Genomic DNA, 23,094 nt, shown 5'->3' with positions numbered 1-23,094 from the left:
TCTTCGACTCCTGTCCGGGGGCTCGGGGCGCTCAGAGCTGGCCGACGTCCGTGACGCGGACGACGGCGCGGCCCTCCTCGTCGGAGGCCGCGAGGTCGACCTCCGCGCTGATGCCCCAGTCATGGTCGCCGTTCGGGTCGGCGAACGTCTGGCGGACGCGCCACAGACCGTGCTCCGGATCCTCCTCGATGCGCAGCAGCTTGGGACCGCGCGCGTCGGGGCCGGTGCCGAGGTCCTCGTACTCGTCCCAGTACTTGTCCATGGCGGCGCCCCAGGCGTCCGCGTCCCAGCCGGACTCGGCGTCCAGCTCGCCCAGCTCCTCCACGTGGTCGAGGGCGGCGAGTTCGACGCGGCGGAACAGCGCGTTGCGGACCAGGACGCGGAAGGCGCGGGCGTTGGCCGTGACCGGCTTGACCTGGTCGGCCTTCTCCTGGGCCTCCTCGGCCGTCATCACCTCGGGGTTGGCGAGCTGCTCCCACTCGTCCAGGAGGCTGGAGTCGACCTGACGGACCATCTCGCCGAGCCAGGCGATCAGATCCTCCAGGTCCTCGGACTTCAGGTCGTCCGGGATGGTGTGCTCCAGGGCCTTGTACGCGCTCGCGAGGTAGCGCAGGACGATGCCCTCGGTGCGGGCGAGTTCGTAGAACGAGGTGAACTCGGTGAAGGACAGCGCCCGCTCGTACATGTCCCGGATCACGGACTTCGGGGACAGCGGGTGGTCGCCGACCCACGGGTGACTGGTGCGGTACGTGTTGTAGGCGTGGAAGAGGAGCTCCTCCAGCGGCTTCGGGTACGTGATGTCCTGAAGGCGCTCCATCCGGTCCTCGTACTCGACGCCGTCGGCCTTCATCAGCGCGACGGCCTCACCGCGCGCCTTGTTCTGCTGGGCGGCGAGGATCTGGCGCGGGTCGTCGAGGGTGGACTCCACGACGGAGACCATGTCGAGGGCGTACGACGGCGACTCGGGCTCGAGGAGTTCGAAGGCGGCGAGGGCGAACGTCGACAGCGGCTGGTTGAGCGCGAAGTCCTGCTGGAGGTCGACGGTCAGGCGCACGATGCGGCCGGTGGCGTCCGGCTCGTCGAGCTTCTCGACGATGCCGCCGTCCAGCAGGGAGCGGTAGATGGCGATCGCGCGGCGGATGTGGCGCAGCTGCTGCTTGCGCGGCTCGTGGTTGTCCTCCAGGAGGTGACGCATCGCCTCGAAGGCGTTGCCCGGCCGTGCGATCACCGAGAGCAGCATGGTGTGGGTGACGCGGAAACGCGAGGTCAGGGGCTCGGGCTCGGAGGCGATGAGCTTCTCGAAGGTGCCCTCGGTCCAGCCCACGAAGCCCTCGGGGGCCTTCTTGCGCACCACCTTGCGGCGCTTCTTCGCGTCGTCGCCCGCCTTGGCGAGCGCCTTCTCGTTCTCGATGACGTGCTCGGGGGCCTGCGCGACGACGAAGCCCGCCGTGTCGAAGCCCGCGCGCCCGGCGCGGCCGGCGATCTGGTGGAACTCCCGCGCGCGCAGAGTCCGGACGCGATTGCCGTCGTACTTGGTGAGAGCGGTGAACAGCACGGTGCGGATGGGCACGTTCACGCCGACGCCGAGGGTATCCGTGCCGCAGATGACCTTGAGGAGGCCCGCCTGGGCGAGCTTCTCCACCAGACGGCGGTACTTCGGCAGCATGCCCGCGTGGTGCACGCCGATCCCGTGCCGCACATAGCGCGAGAGGTTCCGGCCGAACTTGGTGGTGAAGCGGAAGTTGCCGATCAGCTCGGCGATCTGGTCCTTCTCGGCCCGCGTGCACATGTTGATGCTCATCAGCGACTGCGCCCGCTCCACGGCCTGCGCCTGAGTGAAGTGCACGATGTAGACCGGCGCCTGCTTGGTCTCGAGCAGCTCGGTCAGCGTCTCGGTGATGGGGGTGAGGCGGTACTCGTAAGAGAGGGGGACGGGGCGGGTCGCGGAGCGGACCACCGACGTGGGGCGGCCGGTGCGGCGGGTGAGGTCCTTCTCGAACATCGAGACGTCGCCGAGCGTCGCCGACATCAGGATGAACTGTGCCTGCGGCAGTTCGAGCAGCGGGATCTGCCAGGCCCAGCCGCGGTCCGGTTCCGCGTAGAAGTGGAACTCGTCCATGACGACCTGGCCGATGTCGGCGTTCTTGCCGTCGCGCAGCGCGATGGAGGCGAGGACCTCGGCGGTGCAGCAGATCACCGGGGCGTCGGCGTTCACGGAGGCGTCGCCGGTCAGCATGCCGACGTTCTCGGTGCCGAAGAGCTTGCAGAGGTCGAAGAACTTCTCCGACACCAGCGCCTTGATCGGAGCGGTGTAGAAGGTGACCTTGTCCTGGGCGAGCGCGGTGAAGTGCGCACCGGCCGCGACCAGGCTCTTGCCGGAGCCGGTCGGTGTCGACAAGATCACATTTGCCCCGGAGACCACCTCGATCAGCGCCTCCTCCTGGGCCGGATAGAGAGTGATCCCCTGGTCCTCGGCCCACGACGAGAAGGCTTCGAAGAGGGCATCGGGGTCGGCATCCGGCGGCAACTGATCGATAAGGGTCACACCCCCATCTTGCCTCCCTTCCTGCCCGATCAGGGAACCGGACGGTCGCACGAAGATCACGAACGCTACGCTGTGTCGCCAACAGGCCGTCAGAACAACAGGAATGGGGCGGGGAGCAGCGATGATGGGACCGGCACACTCACTGTCGGGGGCGGCGGCCTGGCTGGGCGTCGGCGCCGCCGCGGCGGCCGCGGGGCACTCGATGCCCTGGCCGGTCCTGGTGGTGGGAGCCCTGATCTGCGCCGGGGCCGCGCTCGCGCCCGACCTCGACCACAAGTCGGCGACCATCTCGCGCGCCTTCGGGCCGGTCTCGCGCGGCCTGTGCGAGATCGTCGACAAGCTCTCCTACGCCGTCTACCGGTCGACCCGGAAGCCGGGAGACCCGCGCCGCTCCGGCGGCCACCGGACGCTCACGCACACCTGGGTCTGGGCGGTGCTGATCGGCGCGGGCTCGTCGGTGCTCGCGGTGACTGGGGGGCGCTGGGCGGTGCTCGCGCTCCTCTTCGTGCACATGGTGCTCGCCATCGAGGGCCTGCTGTGGCGGGCCGCGCGCGGGTCGAGCAGCGATGTCCTGGTGTGGCTCCTGGCCGCGGCCAGTGCGTGGATCATGGCGGGGGTCCTGGACAAGCCGGGCAACGGTTCGGACTGGCTGTTCACGGCGCCGGGCCAGGAGTACCTGTGGCTGGGGCTGCCGGTCGTGCTCGGTGCGCTGGTGCACGACATCGGGGACGCGCTGACCGTCTCCGGCTGCCCGATCCTGTGGCCCATCCCGATCGGCCGCAAGCGCTGGTACCCGATCGGACCGCCGCGGATGATGCGGTTCCGGGCTGGGAGCTGGATCGAGCTGAAGGTGCTGATGCCGGTGTTCATGCTGCTCGGCGGAGTGGGCGGCGTGGTGGCGCTCAACGTCATCTGAGTCGGGGAGCGCCTGGCTGCGACGGAGGGGCGGCGGGTTGTCCCCGGCCGGGTGGCGGGTCGTACCCGGCCGGGTAGCAGGGCTCAGCCGCCCGATCTGCGCAGCAGGTGTTCCCGTGCGGCTGCATCCCGTGGCTCGTCGCGGGTCAGCAGGCGGGTGGCGACTGCGGAGCGGTGCGCCTCGTCCACATTGCCCCCGAACTTGAATTTGCCGGTGACCTCGCCGATGGTCAGCCGCAGGGCGCGGATCTCTCGGAGACGGTGCTCGTGGACCGAGGGGTCCGCGATGCCGCTCTCCGGCTCCAGCTCCTGGAGCTGCTGCCGCAGCACATCGAGCTTCTCCTCCGGGGTCTCCAGGACCTCGGCTGTGCATCGCAGTTGCACAGCCGCGTAGTAGACCGTGGGAATTCCTCGTGCGGGATCCTCGTCGTTGATCGCCTTCCAGGCGCCCGGAATGTATGTCCAGTCGCCCACGACGCTCAGCAGGACGGCGGGATTCTCGCGTACTGCGGCGAAGACGGGATTTCCCGAGGCCAGGTGCAGCAGGACCGTCTCGCTGTGGGGCAGGATGAACTGCGTGGGTACCGCTACGGGGAAATCGCGGTTGCGCCCGGCGGCGATGAGCTGACCGAATCCGTGACTGCGTGCGAATTCCAGTGACTCCTCGCGGCGGCCGCGATCGTGTGGGCGTATCAGCATGCGGCTTCCGCCTCGTCTCGTTCTCCGTCGGGTTTCGCGGCTGTGGCTTCCTGGTGTGTTCGGGTTCGTGTGCCCCAGCGTTCAAGCGGTGGGCCGCAGGCGCCCGCGGCGGCGAAGAACGCGCCGAGGAGCAGCCAGCCGACCGTGCCGAGGCCGAGTACGACGGTGGTGAGGATGGCGGGGGCGAGCGCCTGGCCCGCGCTGAAGCCGAGCCCGAGGAGCCCTTGGTACTGGCCCTGGGCGTGGTCCGGCGCCAGGCCGAAGCCGAGGGCGAAGCCGGCCGAGGACTCCCAGATCTCCCCGAGGCTGTGGACGAAGATCGCCGCGACCGCGAGGCCGACGGCAGCCCAGACAGGGGCGTACGCGGTGAGCGCCATCATCGGGCAGCTGAGGAGGAAGAGCAGTCCTGCCGTGCGGAACGCCCTGCCGCCGTCGCGAGGGGTTTCGATGCGGGATCCGATCCTGGTCTGCAAGAGGACGCAGACAGCGGAATTGAACGCGGATACCGCGGCCACGGTCCAGCGCGGTGCGTCCGTGTGCTCCGCGATCCAGATCGGCAGGATCAGGGACACCACTGTGTATTGCAGTCCCATCGCCCCGTAGAGCGCGGTGAAGGTCACGAACGGACGGTCGGCGAGAGCGATCCAGCGGCGCTGGAGAGGCGGTGATGACAAAGCCTTGTATTGGGGAAGCAGGAACAGGAGGAGGGCGCAGAGGGCGAAGCTGGCGGCGTTGCCCAGGATCAGCGCGATGTAGGCGGCGCGCGTGTTCACTGTCACCGCGAATCCGGCGCCCACGGTTCCCAGGACGACGCCCAGGTTGACGTACGTGCGGAGCTTCGCCCTGAACAGTGCTGGGCGGTCGGTGCCGACCCGGACGACCAGGGCTCCCCAGGCCGCGCCGCCGACGGCCGCGGCGAGCTGGTCGACGGTGGCGATGATCGCGAGGGCGGCCCAGCTCTCGACAAGCACGAGAGCGGACATGGCCAGCGCCTGAACCATCAGGGCGAGCATCATGATCGTGCGCGGCCCGCGTCGATCGGCCAGGTGGCCGCCCGGTATCCCCGCGAGGAGGCCGATGAGGCCGGCGACAGTGAGGGCGGCACCCACCTGCACGGCCGGGAGATCCACGATCAGGGTGAAGTAGAGCGCCGCCACCGCGTTGAAGAGCCCGTTGCCGACTCGATTCACGAAGCTGGCCAGGATCAGTACGCGCTCTGACCTGTTGTTCCCCGCCATGTGACGTATTCGGCGCGACGATCTCCCCTTGATCATGAGCGCAGGCTAACAGCGGTCGTACACACCGTCACGGGTGCGAAGTTGCAGGCCGTGCGCCGCCCGCCGGTCTCGGCACATCGAGTCGCGGCGAGCCCGACCCGGGCAGGGTCCGCCGGTTTCTCGCACCCGACGGCGGAACTGCGGGAGAGGCCGTGTCCGGGCGCCGGGAAGAGCGTTGATCAACTCGTGCGGTCGGCAGGGGTGCTCCCTGTGCGTGATGCCGTGTGTGCCTTGTCGAACGCCCTCCCTTGCAACTCACCTAAGGAGAACGACATGTCCGCGATGAAGATGAAGAAGATGGCTGTTGTGGTGCTGGGCGCCGGTGCGCTCGTGCTGGGCGGCGCCGGTCTCGCGTCCGCCGACTCCGACGCCGCGGGCGTTGCCCAGAACTCCCCCGGTGTGATCTCGGGCAACGTCATCCAGGTCCCGGTCCACGTCCCGGTCAACGTGTGCGGCAACTCGATCGACATCATCGGCCTGCTCAACCCGGCCTTCGGCAACACCTGCGTCAACGACTGACCGGATACATCACCGGAGCCTGCCGGCTCGACACGGTATGAGTGAGCACGCCGCCGACCTTCCCTTCCGGCGGCGTGCTCGCATGTGTGACCGGGGTCAGGTCTTGACCAGTGCCGGTGGCGATCCGGTGTCGTGCCCCGAGGGCGGGGCGGACTCCGGTTCCGGCTCCGGAGGTGGTTCGGGAGCCCCGGTGCGCAGGACCCGGTTGACGCGCGCGGTGTCGAGGGCGCCTTCCCAGCGGGCCACGATGAGAGTGGCGACGCTGTTGCCGGCGAGGTTCGTCAGGGCGCGGCACTCGGACATGAACTTGTCGATGCCGAAGATGAGCATGATGCCGGCCGCGGGCACCGTGCCGACGCTGGACAGCGTCGCGGCGAGGGCGATGAACCCGGCGCCGGTGACGCCGCCCGAGCCCTTGGACGTGAGGATCATGACGGCGAGCAGGCCGAGTTGCTGTCCGAGGGACAGCGGGGTGTCCGTGGCCTGGGCGATGTAGACGGCCGCCAGGGACAGATAGATGGAGCTGCCGTCGAGGTTGAAGGAGTAGCCCGTCGGCACTGTCAGGCCGACGATGTCGCGGCGTACCCCGAGCCCCGTGAGCTTGGTCATCAGGCGGGGCAGCACGCTCTCGGAGGAGGACGTGCCGAGGACGATGAGGAACTCCTCGCGCAGGTAGTGCAGCAGTCGGAAGATGCTGATCCGCAGGAGTGCGAGGACGCCGCCGAGGACCACGACGACGAAGAAGAGCGAGGTCCCGTAGAACAGGCCGATGAGGCGGCCGAGGCTGGTCAGGGTCGAGATGCCGTACTTGCCGATGGTGAAGGCCATCGCTCCGAAGGCGCCGACGGGGGCCGCCAGCATGACGTAGTGCAGGATCTTGAACACGACGGTGCTCAGCCGGTTGATGCCCTCGACGATCGGGGCTCCGGTCGGTCCCACGGCCTTGAGCGCGATGCCGAAGAGCACCGAGAAGAAGATGACCTGCAGGATGTTGCCCTCGGCGAAGGCGCCGACGGCGCTGGAGGGCACCACGTCGGTCAGGAAGTGCCACCAGCTCTGGCCCTCGCCGTCCTTGACGTACTGGGCGGCGTCCCCGGCCAGGCGCAGTTCGCCGGGGTCGGCGTGGACTCCGGCGCCGGGCCGGAAGACGTTCACCGCGAGCAGACCGAGAGCCAGGGCCACCAGCGTGCCCGCCTGGAAGCAGGCGAGGGACTTGAGCCCGACCCTGCCGACGCGGCGCAGGCTGTCGACTCCGCCGATGCCGCCCACGATGGTCAGGAAGACGATCGGCGCGATGAGCATCTTGATGGCGGACACGAAAGTGGTGCCCACCGGCTCCAGGCCGACCCCGATGTCCGGCCAGAGCCAGCCCGTCAGGATGCCGCAGACGATCGCGGTCAGGACCCAGAAGTAGAGCTGCTTGTACCAGGGCTTGGACGGTGGGCGATCAGGGGCGGGCGCGGTGGCGGGGGAGGAGCCGGGGGACGCGGGCGCTGCCATGGTGGTTCTCCTCGTCTCTCCTCGTCGAGGAACGCGGAACGCGGGAAGGGAACGCGGGACAGGGAACGTGGGCGCGGCCGGGCCGTCGGAGCGGTTCGACGGCCGGACAGGGCCGGACAGTTGGACGGCCAGGTGGATCGACGACCGGGTGGGCCGGGCCGTCAGAGCAGTTCGAGGAGCTTGTCGGTGAACTCGGCGGTCGTCGCGCCGCCGCCGAGGTCCGGGGTGCGGACATCGGTCTTGGCGAGGACCGCGGCGATGGCGTCGGTGACGTCCTTGGCCGCCTCGGGGTGCCCCAGGTGGTCGAGCATCATGGCGGCCGACCAGATCGCGCCGAGCGGGTTGGCGATGCCGCGGCCCGCGATGTCGGGTGCGGAGCCGTGCACCGGCTCGAACATCGAGGGGAAGTCGCGCTCGGGGTTGAGGTTCGCGGCCGGGGCGATGCCGATGGACCCGGCGACGGCGGCGGCGAGGTCGCTGAGGATGTCACCGAACAGGTTCGAGGCGACGACCACGTCGAAGCGGGCCGGGTCGAGGACGAACTTCGCCGCCAGCGCGTCGATGTGCTCCTGGTCCCACGGGACCTGCGGGTGAGTGGCGGCACGCTCGGCGACGAGCTCGTCCCAGAACGGCATGGTGTGCACGATGCCGTTGGACTTGGTGGCCGACGTCAGCGTCCCGCCGCGCCGTGCGGCGAGGCCGAAGGCGAAATCGAGGACCCGGGTCACGCCGGCACGCGTGAAGACCGCTTCCTGGACGGCCAGTTCCTCGGGCGTCCCCCGGTTCAGGCGGCCGCCGATCTCGCTGTACTCGCCCTCCACGTTCTCGCGTACGACGACGAACTCCACCCCACCGTCGACACCACCGGCGGAAGCCGCGCGCAGGGGGCTTTCGACTCCTTCGAAGACGCGGATCGGCCGCAGGTTGACGTACTGGCGGAAGCCGCGCCGGATCGGGATCAGCAGCCCCCACAGGGAGACATGGTCGGGCACGCCCGGGTAGCCCACGGCGCCGAGCAGGATCGCGTCCTTGTCGCGGAGCTGGTCGAGGCCGTCGGAGGGCATCATCGCGCCCTCGCGGAGGTACCGCTCACAGGACCAGTCGTACGAGGTGTACGAGAAGCCGATGCCGTGGCGGGCGCCGACGGCGTCAAGGACCTGCTGGGCGGGCGGCAGGACTTCGGCGCCGATGCCGTCGCCGGGGATGAGCGCGACGCGATGGCGGGTCTTGGGGTGATGGCGGGTCATGCGCCGATTGCAGCAACCAGGCCGACGGACCGTCCAAGTCGCTCTGCCGATCTCGCACATAAGGCCGACTTATCAGAGTCTGACCTGTGGGTTTGCTCAGCACGAGCCGTTCTGGGCGTGCCCCGCGTCCTTAATGGCCCCCGTCAATGGCCCCCGTCTTCTCCATGGCCCCCAGCGCGCAGGTCACGAAGGTGCGGGCGGCCGGGGACAGCCCCGTGCGACGGCTGACCAGGGCGATCCGCAGGGTCGTCTTCGGCTCGATGTCCATGACCAGCGCCCCGGCCCGCTCGGCCATGGTGCGCCAGGACTCGGTGACCACGGCGAGCCCCACACCGGCGAGGACCAGCGGAAGGATCGCCACCCGGTGCTCGGTCTCCGCCGCGACGGTGATGTCGATGCCGCGCTCGCGCAGGCCGTCGACGTACGCGCGCATCCCCGTGCCCCGCTGCCCGACGATCAGCCGCTGCCCGGACAGCTCCTCGCAGGCGATCGACCGGCCGGCCGGAAACGGTCCGTCGGGCGGCGTGACCAGGACGAATCGCTGTTCCCCGGCGGCATGGGACACCACTTCCTTGTCGGGCAGCGGCTCCGACGTGGCGAGGAGACCCAGCTCGGCGGCGCCGGTGCGCACCATGTCAACGACGTCGCGGGAGGTGAAGGCGGCCCGGACACACACCGACACGCCGGGGTAGGGGCCGCTGAACGCACGGACCATCGTGGTCAGCGGCTCGACCGCCTGGGAGGGCATGGCGGCGATGTCCAGCCTGCCTTCGCGCAGCTCGTGCACGGCCGCGACGCTGGCCCGGGCCGTCTCCAGGCCGCGCACGGCGGCCCGGGCCGGTTCGATCAACGCCGTCCCGGCTTCGGTGAGCACCGCACGGCGGCCGATCCGGTGGAACAGGGTGCCGCCCAGGTCCCGTTCCAGCGCCCGCACGGACTGGGAGAGCGCGGGCTGCGAGACGTACAGGGCGTTCGCCGCCCGGTTGAAGCCTCCGTGATCGACGATCGCGAGGAAGTACTCAAGCTGCCGGATGTCCATGACCGCCATCCTGCCTGGGGCACGCCGGACCTCCGGCGCGCCCCAGCGCCACGTCTCACCCGTGCCAGGACCTCCACAACGCCGCGTACGCCCCCTCCGCCCGCACCAGCTCGTCATGGCTGCCGAGTTCGCTGATGCGACCGTTCTCGACCACGGCGATGACGTCCGCGTCGTGGGCGGTGTGCAGCCGGTGGGCGATGGCGACGACCGTGCGGCCGTCGAGGACGCGGGCCAGGGAGCGCTCCAGGTGGCGGGCCGCGCGCGGGTCCAGGAGCGAGGTCGCCTCGTCCAGGACCAGCGTGTGCGGGTCGGCCAGGACCAGGCGGGCCAGTGCGATCTGCTGCGCCTGCGCGGGGGTGAGCCCGGAGCCGCCCGAACCGACCTCCGTGTCGAGGCCGTCGTCCAGGCCGCGCGCCCAGTCGCCCGCGTCGACGGCGCCCAGGGCCGCCCACAGTTCGGCGTCCGTCGCGCCGGTCCGCGCGAGCAGCAGGTTGTCCCGCAGCGAGCCCACGAAGACGTGGTGCTCCTGGTTGACGAGCGCCACGTGCGCGCGGACGTCCTCGGCGGGCATCCGCGTCAGTTCGGCGCCGCCGAGCGTGACCCGGCCGGTGCGCGGACCGTAAATCCCGGCGAGCAGTCGGCCCAGCGTGGACTTGCCCGCGCCGGAGGGACCGACCAGCGCCACGCGTGAACCGGGCTCGACGGCCAGGGAGACCTCACGGAGCACGTCCACCCCCGCGCGGTAGCCGAAGTGGACGTCGTCCGCGTGGACGGCACGTCCCTCCGGCCGCACGGAGGGGTCGCCCGCGTCCGGCTCGATGTCGCGTACGCCGACGAGGCGGGCCAGCGACACGTGCGCGACCTGCATCTCGTCGTACCAGCGCAGAATGATGTTCAGCGGGTCCACGAGCATCTGCGCGATCAGCGCGCTCGTCGTCAGCTGGCCCACGCCGATCCAGCCCTGGAGGACGAAGACGCCGCCGATCATCAGGACCGAGCAGAGCACGATGATGTGGGTGGCGTTGATGACGGGGAAGAGGACCGACCGCAGATAGAGGGTGTAGCGCTCCCAGGCGGTCCACTCCTTGATGCGCTGTTCGGACTGCTCGACGCGGCGCGCCCCGAGCCGGTGCGCCTCCACGGTCCGGCCCGCGTCGACGGTCTCGGCGAGCGCGGCGGCGACGGCCGCGTACCCGGCGGCCTCCGAACGGTACGCGGACGGCGCCCGGTTGAAGTACCAGCGGCAGCCGACCACGAGCAGCGGCACGGCCAGGAGCAGCGCGGGCGCGAGCGGCGGCGCGGTGACGGCGAGACCGCCGATGAGCAGGCCCGCCCAGACCACGCCGATGGCGAGCTGCGGCACGGCCTCGCGCATGGCGTTGGCGAGCCGGTCGATGTCCGTGGTGATGCGGGACAGCAGGTCGCCGGTGCCCGCGCGTTCCAGGACCCCCGGCGGCAGGCCGACCGACCGGACCAGGAAGTCCTCGCGCAGGTCCGCCAGCATGCGCTCGCCGAGCATCGCCCCGCGCAGCCGCACCTGGTGCACGAAGAACGCCTGCACGAGGAGCGCGACGGCGAACAGGCCGATGGTGCGCTCCAGATGGAGCTCGCGGGCGTTGTCGGAGACGCTCTCCACGAGATCGCCGAGGAGGTACGGACCCACCATGGAGGACGTCACGCCGATCGTGTTCACGGCGATGAGCGTCAGGAAGGCGCGCCGGTGGCGCCGGAACAGTTCGCGCACATAGGCCCGTACGGTGGCGGGCGCCCCGACGGGCAGCGTCTCCGCGGTGGTCGGGGCGGCCGGGTCGTACTCCGGCGGCGCCAGGCCGATCATGCGGGCTCCTCGATGTCGATGCCGATGGTGAGGTCGGTTGTGGTTCTGGTGGCGGTGGCGGTTCTGGTGGCGGCAGCAGCGGTGAGGCTGTCGCTGTCGACCGCGCCCGCCTCGTCGTCCGTCTCGCGGGTCACCACGGCCCGGTAGCGGGGCTCGGCGACGATCAGTTCGCGGTGCTCGCCGACCGCGGCGACCGCGCCGTCGTGGAGGAACACGACATGGTCGGCCCGGTCCAGGAGCAGCGGCGACGAGGTGAGGACGACGGTCGTGCGGCCGGCGCGCAGGTCGCGCAGGCCGTCCGCGATCCGGGCCTCGGTGTGCGAGTCGACGGCGGACGTCGGTTCGTCGAGCACCAGGGCCTCCGGGTCGGTGACCAGCGACCGGGCGAGCGCGAGGCGCTGGCGCTGGCCGCCGGACAGGGAACGGCCGCGCTCGGTGAGGCGGGCGTCCATCGGATCGTCGGCGACCGAGCCCTGGACGAGGGCGTCGAGCACGTCGTCGCACTGTGCGGCGGCGAGGGCCTGCTTGGCGCTCACGGCTCCCGACGACGGTACGTCGAGGAGCGCGCGGAGCGTTCCGGACAGCAGGACGGGGTCCTTGTCCTGGACGAGGACGGCGGTGCGGGCGGTGTCCAGAGCCAGGTCGTCCAGCGGTACGCCGCCGAGCCGCACGGCCGGCAGCTCCGCCGCCTCCTCGAACGCCGGGTGCCCGCCGAGCCGTTCCGCGAGCCGCCCGGCCGCGTCCGGGTCGCCGCAGACCACGGCGGTGAGGCGGCCGGCCGGGGCGAGGAGTCCGGTGGCCGGGTCGTGCAGGTCACCGGAGGGCACGGCGAGGTCGGACGTGACCTTCGCGGGCGTACCGGACGAGGTGTTCGGGACGTCAGAGGACGCGGAGTCGGCGGCGGGAGAGGACACAGAGTTCGGGGCGGTAGCGGACGCGGGCTCGGCGGCCGGAGAGGACGCGGAGTTCGAGGCCGCCGAGGGTGACCCCTTCGCCTCCGTCGTCCGCTGGAGCCCGAGCACCCGCGCCGCCCGCTTCGCCGACGGCCGCGAGAAGGAGTACGCCATCGCGATCTCCTCGAAGTGCCGCAGCGGATAGTTGAGCAGCATCACCGCGCTGTACACGGTGACCAGCTCGCCCACCGTGATGCTGCCCTCCCGGGCGAGATGGACGCCGTGCCAGAGCAGCACGACAAGCAGCACTCCCGGGAGCAGGACCTGGATCGCCGAGATCACCGCCCACATGCGCGCGCTGCGTACCGCCGCCGTCCGCACCTCCTGCGAGGCACGGCGGTAGCGCTCCAGGAACAGCTCCTCGCCGCCGATGCCGCGCAGCACCCGCAGACCCGCGACGGTGTCCGACGCCAGCTCGGTGGCGTGCCCGGCCTTCTCCCGCTGGACGTCCGCGCGCCGTGTCGCGCGGGGCAGCAGGGGCAGGACAGCGAGCGCGAGGACCGGGATGCCGACGGCGACGACGATGCCGAGCGAGGGCTGGTAGACGAGCAGGCCCACGCAGACCGCGACCACGGTGAGCGCCGCCGCCGCGAACCGCGACAGCGCCTCCACGAACCAGCCGATCTTCTCGACGTCCCCGGTGGACACGGCCACGACCTCACCGGCGGCGACGCGCCGGGTGAGCGCGGCACCGAGCACCGCGGTGCGGCGCGCGAGCAGTTGCTGGGTGCGGGCGGCCGCCGTGATCCAGTTGGTGACGGCGGTGCGGTGCAGCATGGTGTCACCGGCCGCGACGGCGAGCCCGGCGAGCAGGATCACACCGCCCGCGATCGCGAGGCGGGTGCCGGAGCGGTCGACGACGGCCTGCACCGCGAGCCCCACGGTGTACGGGAGCGCGGCGATGCCGAGGAAGTGCAGCAGGCCCCAGCCGAGCGACTTGAGCTGGCCGCCGAGTTGGTTGCGGCCGAGCCAGAGCAGGAAGCGAGGGCCGGAGCGGGTATCGGGTTCGCCCGGATCTGCATACGGAAGATCGCGAATGTGCATGATGTCCCAGCGCGCGGAGGTAACAAACCGTGAAAGGTTCGCCTCGTACGGTGGTGCGAAGCAAACGATTTTCCGTGGCCGGGCAAAGAGTCGGCCATTCCATCGGGGCGGCGCGCGTCCGCGGCGGGGGGCGTGAGTGCCCGGTGCGACGATGGGGGACATGCGAATAGCTGCTCTGGTGCGAACGGCGGCCGCGGCGGCGGCCTGCTCCGTTCTGTTGACGTCCTGCGGTGGTTCGGGCGACGACGGGGACGAGGGCGCGGCGCGGAAGGCGGGACGTGCGGACGCCCGCGCGGCCGAGAGCTCGCGGCGGATTCCGGACGTGGGCGACCGGCTCCAAGCGAAGATCCCGAAGAACTCCCGTCAGGTCGTGGCGGTGTACGGGGAGAGCAGGAACTCGGCGGACGCGACGGTCGTTCTCTACACGAAGACGGACGGCGGCAAGTCAGGCACGGGGAAGTCCGGGTCGGGCTCGTCCGGTCCCACCTGGAAGAAGACCCGCAGCTGGCCCGCGCACAACGGCAAAAGGGGCTGGACCCTCGACCACCGCGAGAACGACAAGCGCAGTCCCGTCGGCGTGTTCACGCTCAGCGACGCGGGCGGCGTCCTCGCCGACCCCGGCGCCCGGCTCCCGTACACCGAGTCGGCCGCCTTCCAGGCCCCGCACTACTGGCCCAAGACCCACTGGCACGACTTCGACCACGTCATCGCCATCGACTACAACCGCGTCAAGGGCACCCCGCCCAACGACCCGACGCGCCCCCAGGGACAGCGCAAGGGCGGCAGCATCTGGCTGCACATGGACCACGGCAGCGGCACGTCCGGGTGCGTGAGCCTGTCGAAGTCCGGCATGCGGTATCTGCTGCGCACGCTCGACCCGAAGCAGCACCCCGTCGTCGTGATGGGGGACAAGGCCGCCCTGCAGGGCTGAGGCAGCTGGCAAGACTGGGACGAGGGGTGGGCCCGGTGGGCCCGGGCCCACCCCCGCGCGCTCAGGACTCCTTGGGCTTCTCCGAGTCCATCCCCGGGCGCGCCTTCTTCCACAGCCCCCGGGTGAAGTCCGGGATCGCCTGCGGAGCGCCCTTCGCCTTGATCGAGGCGTGGCTCAGCGGCACCGGCGCCGTCCACGTCGCCGCGTCGTACACGTCGAAGTCCGGAAGGAGTCCGAGCCGCATGCACTGCATCAGACGGAAGATCATGATGTAGTCCATGCCGCCGTGCCCGCCGGGCGGATTGGCGTGTTCCTTCCACAGCCAGTGGTCGAACTCGGCGGCGTACTTGCCGAAGTCGCCCCACTCGTCGTTCGTGTGGTCGGGCTCGATGTAGATGCGCTCCGGGTAGTCCTCGAAGACGCCCCTCGTGCCGCCGAGGCTGTTGATGCGGCTGTAGGGGTGGGGCGTGGAGACGTCGTGCTCCAGGCGGATCACGCGGCCCTTGGCGGTCTGGACGAGGCTGATCGTGCGATCGCTCTCGATGTACGTCTCCTTCCAGCTCGGGTCGCCGGGCGGCATGTGCTCCTTGCGGTACTCGGCGAGGCCCAGCGAGGGCGTGCCGAAGCTGGATATGTGCGTGACGCGGTCGCCGCGGTTGACGTCCATGTAGTTGGCGACGGGGCCGAAGCCGTGGTTCGGGTAGAGGTCGCCGCGCAGCCGCGTGTGCCACCGGCGGCGCCACGGGCCCTCGTAGTACTTGGGGTCGAACATCAGGCCGCGCAGGTCGTGGTTGTACGCGCCCGCGCCGTGCAGCAGGTCGCCGAACTTGCCCGCGTGCGCCATCCGCAGGACCCGCATCTCGTTCTTGCCGTAGCAGCAGTTCTCCAGCTGCATACAGTGTCTGCGGGTCCGCTCGGACAGGTCGACCAGCGCCCACAGCTCGTCCAGGCGCATCGCGATCGGACACTCCACGCCGACGTGCTTGCCGTTCAGCATCGCCGACTTGGCCATGTCGAAGTGCAGCTCCCAGGGCGTCGCCACGTACACGAAGTCGATGTCGCCGCGCTGGCAGAGCTTCTCGTAGTCGTGGTCGCCATTGGTGTACGTCGCCGGGGCCGGCTGGCCCGCGGCCACGACCTTCTTCGCGGCCGCGGCCGTCTTGTCCTTGACCGGGTCGCACAGGGCGACCACGCGGACGTCCGGCAGCGCCAGGAACAGGTCGATCATGCTGCCGCCGCGGTTGCCGAGGCCGACGATGCCGACGCGAACCGTGGAGCGGGGCTCGAACGGTACGCCGATCATCGTCTTGCCCTTGCGGGCGGGGGCCGCCGCGGGGGTCTGGGCCGTGCCCGCGGCGGCGCCCGCGGGGACGTGGGCGGGGGCGTCGGCGTGGGCGGTGCCGGACGCGAAGGCACCGAGGCCCAGGCCTGCTCCGGCGATGCCCGCCGTGCGGAGGACCGTGCGCCTGGAGTGACCGCCAGTGGACTCGTCGGTGGACTCTTCGGGTGCCGGTGTCGCGTTCTCGTCGTGCATCGGACCTCCGTCATCGCGGTGCCTACCTATGGGCGGAAGACACCTTGATGGCGGGGCGGTCGAGGCGCAAGAGACCGAAGTGGCCAGGGGGTTGGACTTTTCGACGAGTCCTGTCCGGTCAGCCGGTGACGACGTTGTGCGCCGGGATGATCTGCGGCTCGCCGTCGGCGTGCCCCAGGTCGGCGAGGATCGGCTGGAGGATCTTCGAGAAGGACTCGAGCGCTTCCTCGGACTCCCACACGTCGACGACCCGCCACCCGCCGTCGACCGGTCCGGCCGCGTGGGCGATCAGTCCGGGGGCGGGGATGTCGGCGAGCGAGGTGAACTCGCCGCCGTCGGTGAGTCGGCTGATGCAGGCGTCGTAGAGCTCCTGCCCGACGCCAGGAATCTCGAAGGTGACGATGATGGCCATGTGGTCCCCCCACTGGTCGCTCACTGCGTACGGCGATCGCTCCGGACGGTGCGATGCCCTTCATGCCTACCCGACCGCTGACGGCGCGTCGACGCCTGGCGGGGGGCCGGGCGGAGGGAGCCGAGGCGTGCCGGAGGGATCCGCGCCCCGGGGTGATCCGACTGCCACCCGGCGTGCGCCGCACCAGGGCCGTTCGAGGGATTGCCCGGCGGGCGGAAGGGAGGCTAGGGCCTGTCCGATGGGTCGGTGGGCCGCGTGGCGCGCTCCAGCTCCTGCAGCACCGACCCGTACTCCCGGCCCGTCGCGTGCTGCATGCCCACCTCGCACAGGCGGTTCGCCGAGAGGTGGGCGTCGAAGTGACGGGACGTCACCTCCGCGGCCTCCCGGTGCGTGGCCGACTCGGTGAGCTCCTTGTGGAGCATGCCCCGGTCGCCCGCGAAGGCGCAGCAGCCCGCGTCGTCCGGGACCACGACCTCGTCGGCGCAGGCCTCGGCGACGGCGGCCAGCTGCGCCTCGTCGCCCAAGTGGCGCATGGAGCAGGTGGGGTGGAGGACGGCGGAGGGCGCGGTGCGGTGGACGGTCAGGTGGGGGAGGAGGTCGTCGGCGGCCCACACGACGGAGTCGAGGACCGTCAGCTCCCTGTGCAGCCGACGGTTGTCGGGCGTGAGGTACGGCACGACCTCGTGTGCGATGCTGAGCGTGCAGGACGAGGCGTCCACGACCAGGGGCAGCGCGCCGCCCGCCGTCCAGCCCCAGGCGGCCTCCACGATGCGGTTGGCCATCACGCGGTTCCCCGCCTCGTACCCCTTGGAGTGCCAGATCGTGGCGCAGCACGTCCCGGCGACGTCGTCCGGGATCCACACCGGCTTGCCCGCGCGGGCCGAGACGGCGACGACGGCCTGCGCGAGGGGGATCTCGCCGGGGCTGGCGAAGATGCGGTTCACGCACGCCGGGTAGTAGACGGCGGCCGCGCCCACGCGCGCGGTGTGCGGGAGCCGGGCAGGGGCCGCTCCGGGGATCTCCGGCAGCCATTCGGGGACCAGGTCGGGGCGGACGGCCCTGCGGGCGGAGCGGGTGACGGCGCTCAGGAGCCGGTCGCCCCGGCCGCCGCCGACACGGGCGCCGATCCGGTCGGCCGCGGCCACCGCGAGCCGGGCCGACGCCTCGACCACCTTGAAGTTCCGCGCGGCCAGCGCCGCCGCCCTCTCCTCGCGCGGCGAGTGCCGGGTGTGCCGGAAGTCCTTCATCAGGGCGCCCGTGTCGATGCCGACCGGGCAGGCCAGCTTGCACGTCGAGTCGCCCGCGCAGGTGTCCACGGCGTCGTATCCGTACGCCTCCACGAGGCCGTCCTCGACCGGTGAGCCCGACGGCTGGCGCAGCATCTCGCGGCGCAGCACGATGCGTTGGCGCGGGGTGGTCGTCAGGTCCTCGCTGGGGCAGGTCGGTTCGCAGAAGCCGCACTCGATGCACGGGTCGGCGAGCAGCTCGATCTTCGGGATCGTCTTGAGGCCGCGCAGATGGGCGCGCGGGTCGCGGTCGAGGACGACGCGGGGCGCGAGCACGCCGTCCGGGTCGATGACGCGCTTCGTGCGCCACATCAGCTCCGTCGCCTTCGGGCCCCATTCGAGCTCCAGGAACGGCGCGATGTTGCGGCCCGTGGCGTGCTCGGCCTTGAGCGAGCCGTCGAACCGCTCGACGGTGAGGCGGCAGAACTCGTCCATGAACGCGGCGTAGCGCTCCACGTCGGCGGGCCTGCCCGCGTCGAAGGCGAGCAGGAAGTGCAGGTTGCCGTGCGCGGCGTGCCCGGCGACGGCCGCGTCGAAGCCGTGCCGCGTCTGGAGCTCCAGCAGGCTCTGGCAGGCGTCCGCGAGGCGCGAAGGGGGTACGGCGAAGTCTTCGGTGATCAGTGTCGTGCCCGCCGGACGGGAGCCGCCGACGGCTGTCACGAACGCCTTGCGGGCCTTCCAGTAGCCCGCGATCGTCTTCGCGTCACGTGTGAAGCCGTTCGTCACGGAGGCGACCGGCGCCACGAGCGTGAGGTCGCCGAGAACCTGTGCGGCCGCCTCCTCGTACGCCTCCTGGCGGGCCTCGTCCGGTGCGCGGAACTCCACCAGGAGCGCGGCGGTGTCCTTCGGCAGCCGCGCCCAGTCGGCCGGGACTCCCTGGACGCTGACGGACGCGCGCAGGGTGTTGCCGTCCATGAGTTCCACGGCGAGGGCGCCCGCCTCGTTGAAGCGCGGCACGGCGGCCGCGGCGGCGGGCAGGGAGGGGAAGAAGAGCAGCGCGGTCGACACGCGCCGGTCCAGGGGCAGCGTGTCGAAGACGACTTCGGAGATGAAGCCGAACGTGCCCTCGGAGCCGACCATCAGGCCGCGCAGGATCTCCACGGGCGTGGTGCCGTCGAGGAACGCGTCCAGGCGGTACCCGTTCGTGTTCTTGATCTCGTACTTCGCGCGGATGCGGGCCGTCAGCTCCGGGTCCGCCTCGATCTCGCGCTTGATGGCGAGCAGTCCCGCACACAGGGCGGGCTCGGCGTGCGCGAGCCGGTCGTCGGCGTCCGGCTCCGCGGTGTCGACGACCGTGCCCGAGGGCAGCACGAACGTCAGGGACGCCACTGTGCGGTAGGAGTTGCGGGTGGTGCCCGCCGTCATCCCCGAGGCGTTGTTCGCGACGACGCCGCCGACGGTGCAGGCGATGGCGCTCGCCGGGTCCGGGCCGAGCACCCGCCCGTGCCGGGCGAGGGTGGCGTTGGCGCGCGCGATCGTCGTGCCGGGACCGATCCGCGCGCGCGTGCCGTCCCCGACGACCTCGACGCCCACCCAGTGCTTGCGTACGTCCACGAGGATGTCCTCGCCCTGCGCCTGGCCGTTGAGGGAGGTCCCGGCCGCGCGGAAGACGACCTCGCGGCCCCGGCCGTGCGCGTACGACAGGACGGCCGAGACGTCGTCGATGTCCTCGGCGACGACCACGACCTGCGGCACGAAGCGGTAGGGGCTCGCGTCGGACGCGTACCGGACCAGGTCCGACACCTTCGTGAGGACCTTGTCGGCGCCGAGGATCGCGGACAGGTCGGCGCGCAGCGGCTCGGGGGTGCCACCGGCGCGGCCGTCCGGGACCCGGTCGGGGGACGGCGCGCGGCCGTCCGGGGCGGGGCGCAGTGCGTCGGGGTCGGGCTCCAGCAGGGGCATGGCCTCTCCTCGGCAGATCGGCGGATCGGCTGCGGTTCCTCGCGGTCCCGCCGCGGTCCCCGGCGGGGTCAGCAGCGGTGCCGCTCCGGCACGTCGAACAGGGCGTCGAGCAGGCCGCCCAGCTGCTCGCGCTGCGCGGCGTCCAACGGAGCCAGGATGTCCTCCGCGGCGGCCCGGCGCGCGCCGCGCAGCCGTCCGAGAGCCTTGAGCCCGCCGTCGGTCAGCTCGATGCGGATGACCCGGCGGTTCGTGGGGTCGGGGACGCGGCGCACCATGTCGGCCGCCTCCAGGCCGTCGACCAGGCTGGTCACGGCGCGGGGCACGACTTCCAGGCGCTCCGCGAGGTCAGCCATGCGGGGCGGCTGTTCGTAGTGCGCGAGGGTGCGCAGGAGGCGGGACTGCGCCGGTGTGACGCCGATGGGCTCCAGGTGGCGCTTCTGGATGCGGTGCAGCCGACGGGTGAGCCGCAGCAGCTGCTCGGCCAGCAGTCCGTCGGGGTCCGGGGTGTTCATGGGCGGAAGTCCGGGGTGCTCATGCCAGGAATATTATCAGGACCTGTTTCATTGTGAGTATAGGTAACAATGAGCTACGCTCTCATGGTCATCGTCGGTGCGCTGTCGACGTCGGTGCGGATGCACCGCCGCCCGCGCGCGCCGCCCTCCGTCACCCTCCCGTAGGAGCCCATGCGTCACGACCACCCCCTGTGGAAACCCCCGACCGAGGATCCCGACGCCGCGGAACCACCGCGCCAGCTGCGCCGGATCCTGGGTCTCTTCCGTCCCTACCGCGCCCGCCTCGCGCTCGTCGGCCTGCTGGTCGCCGCCGCGTCGCTGGTGTCCGTGGCCACCCCCTTCCTCCTGAAGGAGATCCTCGACACCGCGATCCCCGAGGGCCGCACGGGCCTGCTGAGCCTGCTGGCGCTCGGCATGATCCTCAGCGCCGTCGTCACCAGCGTCTTCGGTGTCCTGCAGACCCTGATCTCCACCACCGTCGGCCAGCAGGTCATGCACGACCTGCGCACCGCCGTGTACGGCCGCCTCCAGCGGATGTCGCTCGCCTTCTTCACGCGCACCCGCACCGGCGAGGTCCAGTCCCGCATCGCCAACGACATCGGCGGCATGCAGGCGACGGTCACGTCCACGGCGACGTCCCTGGTGTCGAACCTGACGAGCGTCGTCGCGACCGTCGTCGCCATGCTCGCCCTCGACTGGCGCCTGACGGTCGTCTCCCTGCTGCTGCTCCCGGTGTTCGTCTGGATCAGCCGCCGCGTCGGCCGCGAGCGCAAGAAGATCGCGACCGAACGACAGAAGCAGATGGCCGAGATGGCCGCCACGGTCACCGAGTCGCTGTCCGTCAGCGGCATCCTGCTCGGCCGCACGATGGGCCGCGCCGACTCGCTGACCCGCTCCTTCGAGGAGGAGTCCCGCCTGCTCGTCGACCTCGAGGTCCGCTCGAACATGGCCGGACGCTGGCGCATGGCCGTGATCACGATCGTGATGGCCGCCATGCCCGCCGTCATCTACTGGAGCGCGGGTCTCGCCTTCCAGTTCGGCGGCCCCACCGTCTCGATCGGCACCCTCGTCGCCTTCGTCTCGCTCCAGCAGGGCCTGTTCCGGCCGGCTGTCAGCCTGCTGTCGACCGGCGTGCAGATCCAGACGTCCCTGGCGCTGTTCCAGCGCATCTTCGAGTACTTGGACCTGCCCATCGACATCACCGAGCGCGACGACGCGATCCGCCTGGAGACGATCAAGGGCGAGGTCCGGTTCGAGAACGTCTCGTTCCGGTACGACGGCCAGGGCGCCGCCCTCCTCGACGGCATCGACCTCAGCATCCCCGCGGGCGGCAGCCTCGCCGTCGTGGGGCCGACGGGATCGGGCAAGTCCACCCTGAGCCACCTGGTGCCCCGGCTGTACGACGTGACGGGCGGCCGCGTCACGCTCGACGGCGTCGACGTGCGGGACCTGGACTTCGACACGCTCGCCCGCGCTGTGGGCGTCGTCTCCCAGGAGGCGTACCTCTTCCACGCCTCGGTCGCGGAGAACCTGCGCTTCGCCAAGCCGGACGCCACGGACGAGGAACTGCACGCGGCCGCGCGGGCCGCCCAGATCCACGACCACATCGCCTCCTTGCCCGACGGGTACGACACCGTCGTCGGGGAGCGAGGGCACCGCTTCTCCGGGGGCGAGAAGCAGCGCCTCGCCATCGCCCGCACCATCCTGCGCGACCCGCCCGTCCTCATCCTCGACGAGGCCACCAGCGCCCTCGACACGCGCACGGAGCACGCGGTGCAGCAGGCCATCGACGCCCTGTCGGCCAACCGGACGACACTGACGATCGCCCACCGCCTGTCGACCGTCCGTGACGCCGACCAGATCGTGGTCCTCGACTCCGGCCGCATGGCCGAGCGCGGCACCCACGGTGAGCTCCTTGACCGGGGCGGCCGGTACGCCGCGCTGGTCCGCAGGGACGCCCAGCTGGAGCCGGTGACGTGAGGCAGTGGGGCGAGCTGCGCCCGGATATGCAGCACATATGAGGAATGTCGGGTTAGCGTGCCCGCATGCACAACACGACCCCCCGACGGGGCTTGAAGCGGGGCGCGATCCGGCTGACGCGCCGGGGCCGGATCGCCGCGATCGCCATCGGTACGGCGGCAGCGGCGACCGCCGTGGCGGTGCCGCTCCTGCTGCCCGAGGAAGAACCCCGGCCCAAGACGCTGACCATCCCCGAGGGCTGGCGCTCCGTCCAGGTGTACGAGGCCGTCGACAAGGCGCTTGACGTGCCGTCCGGCACCACGAAGCAGGCCGTGTCCAAGACCGACCTCAAGCTCCCGGGCGACGCGGGCGGCAACCCCGAGGGCTATCTCTTCCCCGCGACGTATCCCCTGAGCTCCCAGTCGACGCCCGCCTCCGTCCTGTCGTACATGGTCAACACCGCGAACAAGAAGTTCAGCGGCGGCCACGTCACCGCCGGGGCCGACCGGAACGCGGTGAACATCTACCAGACCGTCACCATCGCGAGCATGGTCGAGGCCGAGGCGGACAACCCGGCGGACATGGGCAAGGTCGCCCGCGTCATCTACAACCGCCTCGACCGGGGCATGCCGCTCCAGATGGACTCCACCATCAACTACGCCCTGAACCGCTCCACCCTCAAGACCACCAGCCGCGACACGAAGATCGGCAGCCCCTACAACACCTACGCCCGCATGGGCCTGCCGCCCACCCCCATCGCCAACCCCGGCGAGGCCGCCATGCGCGCCGCGACCAGCCCGACGCAGGGGGACTGGCTGTACTTCGTGACCGTGAAGCCCGGGGACACGCGGTTCACCGCGAACTACGAGGAGCAGCAGCGGAACGTGGCGGAGTTCAACCGGAACCGCCAGCCGGCCGCGTGAGGAACGGGCGGCCGACCGCCTGAGGCGGCCCGAGCCTCGTGCTGCCCCGAGGCCCGAAGC

The 23,094-nt window shown here is 71.1% G+C and carries 17 protein-coding genes; 5 read left to right on the top strand and 12 right to left on the bottom strand.

Going from position 1 to position 23,094, the window contains the following annotated elements; all coding sequences use genetic code 11:
- Window positions 1-31: 31 nt before the first annotated feature.
- The gene (locus tag ACFVHO_RS27615) at window positions 32-2,605 is read right to left on the bottom strand and encodes a DEAD/DEAH box helicase (RefSeq protein ID WP_385720044.1); all 2,574 of its coding nucleotides are present in this window, start codon (window positions 2,603-2,605) and stop codon (window positions 32-34) included.
- Between the two features lie 61 nt (window positions 2,606-2,666).
- Between ACFVHO_RS27615 and ACFVHO_RS27610 the strand changes: the two genes are divergently transcribed.
- Window positions 2,667-3,461: a metal-dependent hydrolase gene (locus tag ACFVHO_RS27610; RefSeq protein WP_385720041.1), complete on the top strand. Its 795-nt coding sequence runs from the start codon at window positions 2,667-2,669 to the stop codon at window positions 3,459-3,461.
- 83 nt (window positions 3,462-3,544) lie between these two features.
- Here the strand turns inward: ACFVHO_RS27610 and ACFVHO_RS27605 are convergent, their stop codons facing one another.
- Together ACFVHO_RS27605 and ACFVHO_RS27600 are read right to left on the bottom strand one after the other, a co-directional pair.
- Window positions 3,545-4,159, bottom strand: a complete 615-nt coding sequence (locus ACFVHO_RS27605) for an FMN-binding negative transcriptional regulator (protein ID WP_385720038.1) — start codon at window positions 4,157-4,159, stop codon at window positions 3,545-3,547.
- Window positions 4,153-5,433, bottom strand: coding sequence for an MFS transporter (locus tag ACFVHO_RS27600; protein ID WP_385720036.1), 1,281 nt, complete (start codon window positions 5,431-5,433; stop codon window positions 4,153-4,155). The genes ACFVHO_RS27605 and ACFVHO_RS27600 overlap by 7 nt, the downstream gene beginning before the upstream one ends.
- Before the next feature lie 276 nt (window positions 5,434-5,709).
- Between ACFVHO_RS27600 and ACFVHO_RS27595 the strand changes: the two genes are divergently transcribed.
- A complete protein-coding gene (locus tag ACFVHO_RS27595; RefSeq protein WP_385720034.1) occupies window positions 5,710-5,955 on the top strand; it encodes a chaplin in 246 nt (81 codons plus the stop codon).
- Between the two features lie 96 nt (window positions 5,956-6,051).
- Here ACFVHO_RS27595 and dctA read toward each other — a convergent pair whose 3' ends face one another.
- From dctA to ACFVHO_RS27570, 5 genes are all read right to left on the bottom strand, one after another.
- Window positions 6,052-7,455 (bottom strand): C4-dicarboxylate transporter DctA, encoded by a 1,404-nt coding sequence (dctA, locus tag ACFVHO_RS27590; protein WP_385720031.1) that lies wholly within the window; start codon window positions 7,453-7,455, stop codon window positions 6,052-6,054.
- Window positions 7,456-7,616: 161 nt separating this feature from the next.
- Window positions 7,617-8,702 (bottom strand): tartrate dehydrogenase, encoded by a 1,086-nt coding sequence (locus ACFVHO_RS27585; protein WP_385720028.1) that lies wholly within the window; start codon window positions 8,700-8,702, stop codon window positions 7,617-7,619.
- Between the two features lie 130 nt (window positions 8,703-8,832).
- Window positions 8,833-9,741: a LysR family transcriptional regulator gene (locus ACFVHO_RS27580; protein ID WP_385720025.1), complete on the bottom strand. Its 909-nt coding sequence runs from the start codon at window positions 9,739-9,741 to the stop codon at window positions 8,833-8,835.
- Between the two features lie 55 nt (window positions 9,742-9,796).
- Window positions 9,797-11,578: an ABC transporter ATP-binding protein gene (locus ACFVHO_RS27575; RefSeq protein WP_385720022.1), complete on the bottom strand. Its 1,782-nt coding sequence runs from the start codon at window positions 11,576-11,578 to the stop codon at window positions 9,797-9,799.
- The gene (locus ACFVHO_RS27570; protein ID WP_385720019.1) at window positions 11,575-13,575 is read right to left on the bottom strand and encodes an ABC transporter transmembrane domain-containing protein; all 2,001 of its coding nucleotides are present in this window, start codon (window positions 13,573-13,575) and stop codon (window positions 11,575-11,577) included. Before ACFVHO_RS27570 ends, ACFVHO_RS27575 begins: the two co-directional genes overlap by 4 nt.
- A 160-nt stretch (window positions 13,576-13,735) precedes the next feature.
- Here ACFVHO_RS27570 and ACFVHO_RS27565 point away from each other — a divergent pair, with 160 nt between their 5' ends.
- Window positions 13,736-14,506: a L,D-transpeptidase family protein gene (locus ACFVHO_RS27565; RefSeq protein WP_385720016.1), complete on the top strand. Its 771-nt coding sequence runs from the start codon at window positions 13,736-13,738 to the stop codon at window positions 14,504-14,506.
- Window positions 14,507-14,567: 61 nt separating this feature from the next.
- Here ACFVHO_RS27565 and ACFVHO_RS27560 read toward each other — a convergent pair whose 3' ends face one another.
- The 4 genes from ACFVHO_RS27560 to ACFVHO_RS27545 all read right to left on the bottom strand — a co-directional run bounded on the left by ACFVHO_RS27560 (window position 14,568) and on the right by ACFVHO_RS27545 (window position 20,152).
- A complete protein-coding gene (locus tag ACFVHO_RS27560) occupies window positions 14,568-16,040 on the bottom strand; it encodes a Gfo/Idh/MocA family protein (RefSeq protein ID WP_385720012.1) in 1,473 nt (490 codons plus the stop codon).
- Between the two features lie 118 nt (window positions 16,041-16,158).
- Complete coding sequence (locus ACFVHO_RS27555) at window positions 16,159-16,452, bottom strand: hypothetical protein (RefSeq protein ID WP_385720009.1); 294 nt, start codon at window positions 16,450-16,452, stop codon at window positions 16,159-16,161.
- A gap of 224 nt (window positions 16,453-16,676) precedes the next feature.
- A complete protein-coding gene (locus ACFVHO_RS27550) occupies window positions 16,677-19,640 on the bottom strand; it encodes an FAD-binding and (Fe-S)-binding domain-containing protein (RefSeq protein ID WP_385720006.1) in 2,964 nt (987 codons plus the stop codon).
- A gap of 68 nt (window positions 19,641-19,708) precedes the next feature.
- Window positions 19,709-20,152, bottom strand: coding sequence for a MarR family winged helix-turn-helix transcriptional regulator (locus ACFVHO_RS27545; RefSeq protein WP_385720004.1), 444 nt, complete (start codon window positions 20,150-20,152; stop codon window positions 19,709-19,711).
- A 171-nt stretch (window positions 20,153-20,323) separates the two neighbouring features.
- Between ACFVHO_RS27545 and ACFVHO_RS27540 the strand changes: the two genes are divergently transcribed.
- A complete protein-coding gene (locus ACFVHO_RS27540; protein WP_385720001.1) occupies window positions 20,324-22,132 on the top strand; it encodes an ABC transporter ATP-binding protein in 1,809 nt (602 codons plus the stop codon).
- A gap of 65 nt (window positions 22,133-22,197) precedes the next feature.
- Window positions 22,198-23,034: an endolytic transglycosylase MltG gene (gene mltG, locus ACFVHO_RS27535; protein ID WP_385719998.1), complete on the top strand. Its 837-nt coding sequence runs from the start codon at window positions 22,198-22,200 to the stop codon at window positions 23,032-23,034.
- The last annotated feature ends 60 nt before the right edge of the window (window positions 23,035-23,094 follow it).

The sequence above is a fragment of the Streptomyces sp. NPDC127108 genome (assembly GCF_042677545.1).
GTDB lineage: Bacteria > Actinomycetota > Actinomycetes > Streptomycetales > Streptomycetaceae > Streptomyces.
Note: the sequence above shows the minus strand (reverse complement) of the source record. Positions and strands in the feature narration are given on the sequence as shown.

Excerpts from the sequence above, each read along its gene's own strand:
- ACFVHO_RS27595 (WP_385720034.1), top strand. The coding sequence starts at position 5,710 with ATGTCCGCGATGAAGATGAAGAAGATGGCTGTTGTGGTGCTGGGCGCC.
- ACFVHO_RS27605 (WP_385720038.1), bottom strand. The coding sequence starts at position 4,159 with ATGCTGATACGCCCACACGATCGCGGCCGCCGCGAGGAGTCACTGGAA.
- ACFVHO_RS27570 (WP_385720019.1), bottom strand. The coding sequence starts at position 13,575 with ATGCACATTCGCGATCTTCCGTATGCAGATCCGGGCGAACCCGATACC.
- mltG (WP_385719998.1), top strand. The coding sequence starts at position 22,198 with ATGCACAACACGACCCCCCGACGGGGCTTGAAGCGGGGCGCGATCCGG.
- ACFVHO_RS27575 (WP_385720022.1), bottom strand. The coding sequence starts at position 11,578 with ATGATCGGCCTGGCGCCGCCGGAGTACGACCCGGCCGCCCCGACCACC.
- ACFVHO_RS27555 (WP_385720009.1), bottom strand. The coding sequence starts at position 16,452 with ATGGCCATCATCGTCACCTTCGAGATTCCTGGCGTCGGGCAGGAGCTC.
- ACFVHO_RS27585 (WP_385720028.1), bottom strand. The coding sequence starts at position 8,702 with ATGACCCGCCATCACCCCAAGACCCGCCATCGCGTCGCGCTCATCCCC.
- ACFVHO_RS27610 (WP_385720041.1), top strand. The coding sequence starts at position 2,667 with ATGATGGGACCGGCACACTCACTGTCGGGGGCGGCGGCCTGGCTGGGC.
- ACFVHO_RS27600 (WP_385720036.1), bottom strand. The coding sequence starts at position 5,433 with ATGATCAAGGGGAGATCGTCGCGCCGAATACGTCACATGGCGGGGAAC.
- ACFVHO_RS27580 (WP_385720025.1), bottom strand. The coding sequence starts at position 9,741 with ATGGACATCCGGCAGCTTGAGTACTTCCTCGCGATCGTCGATCACGGA.
- ACFVHO_RS27550 (WP_385720006.1), bottom strand. The coding sequence starts at position 19,640 with ATGCCCCTGCTGGAGCCCGACCCCGACGCACTGCGCCCCGCCCCGGAC.
- ACFVHO_RS27545 (WP_385720004.1), bottom strand. The coding sequence starts at position 20,152 with ATGAACACCCCGGACCCCGACGGACTGCTGGCCGAGCAGCTGCTGCGG.
- ACFVHO_RS27560 (WP_385720012.1), bottom strand. The coding sequence starts at position 16,040 with ATGCACGACGAGAACGCGACACCGGCACCCGAAGAGTCCACCGACGAG.
- ACFVHO_RS27565 (WP_385720016.1), top strand. The coding sequence starts at position 13,736 with ATGCGAATAGCTGCTCTGGTGCGAACGGCGGCCGCGGCGGCGGCCTGC.
- dctA (WP_385720031.1), bottom strand. The coding sequence starts at position 7,455 with ATGGCAGCGCCCGCGTCCCCCGGCTCCTCCCCCGCCACCGCGCCCGCC.
- ACFVHO_RS27540 (WP_385720001.1), top strand. The coding sequence starts at position 20,324 with ATGCGTCACGACCACCCCCTGTGGAAACCCCCGACCGAGGATCCCGAC.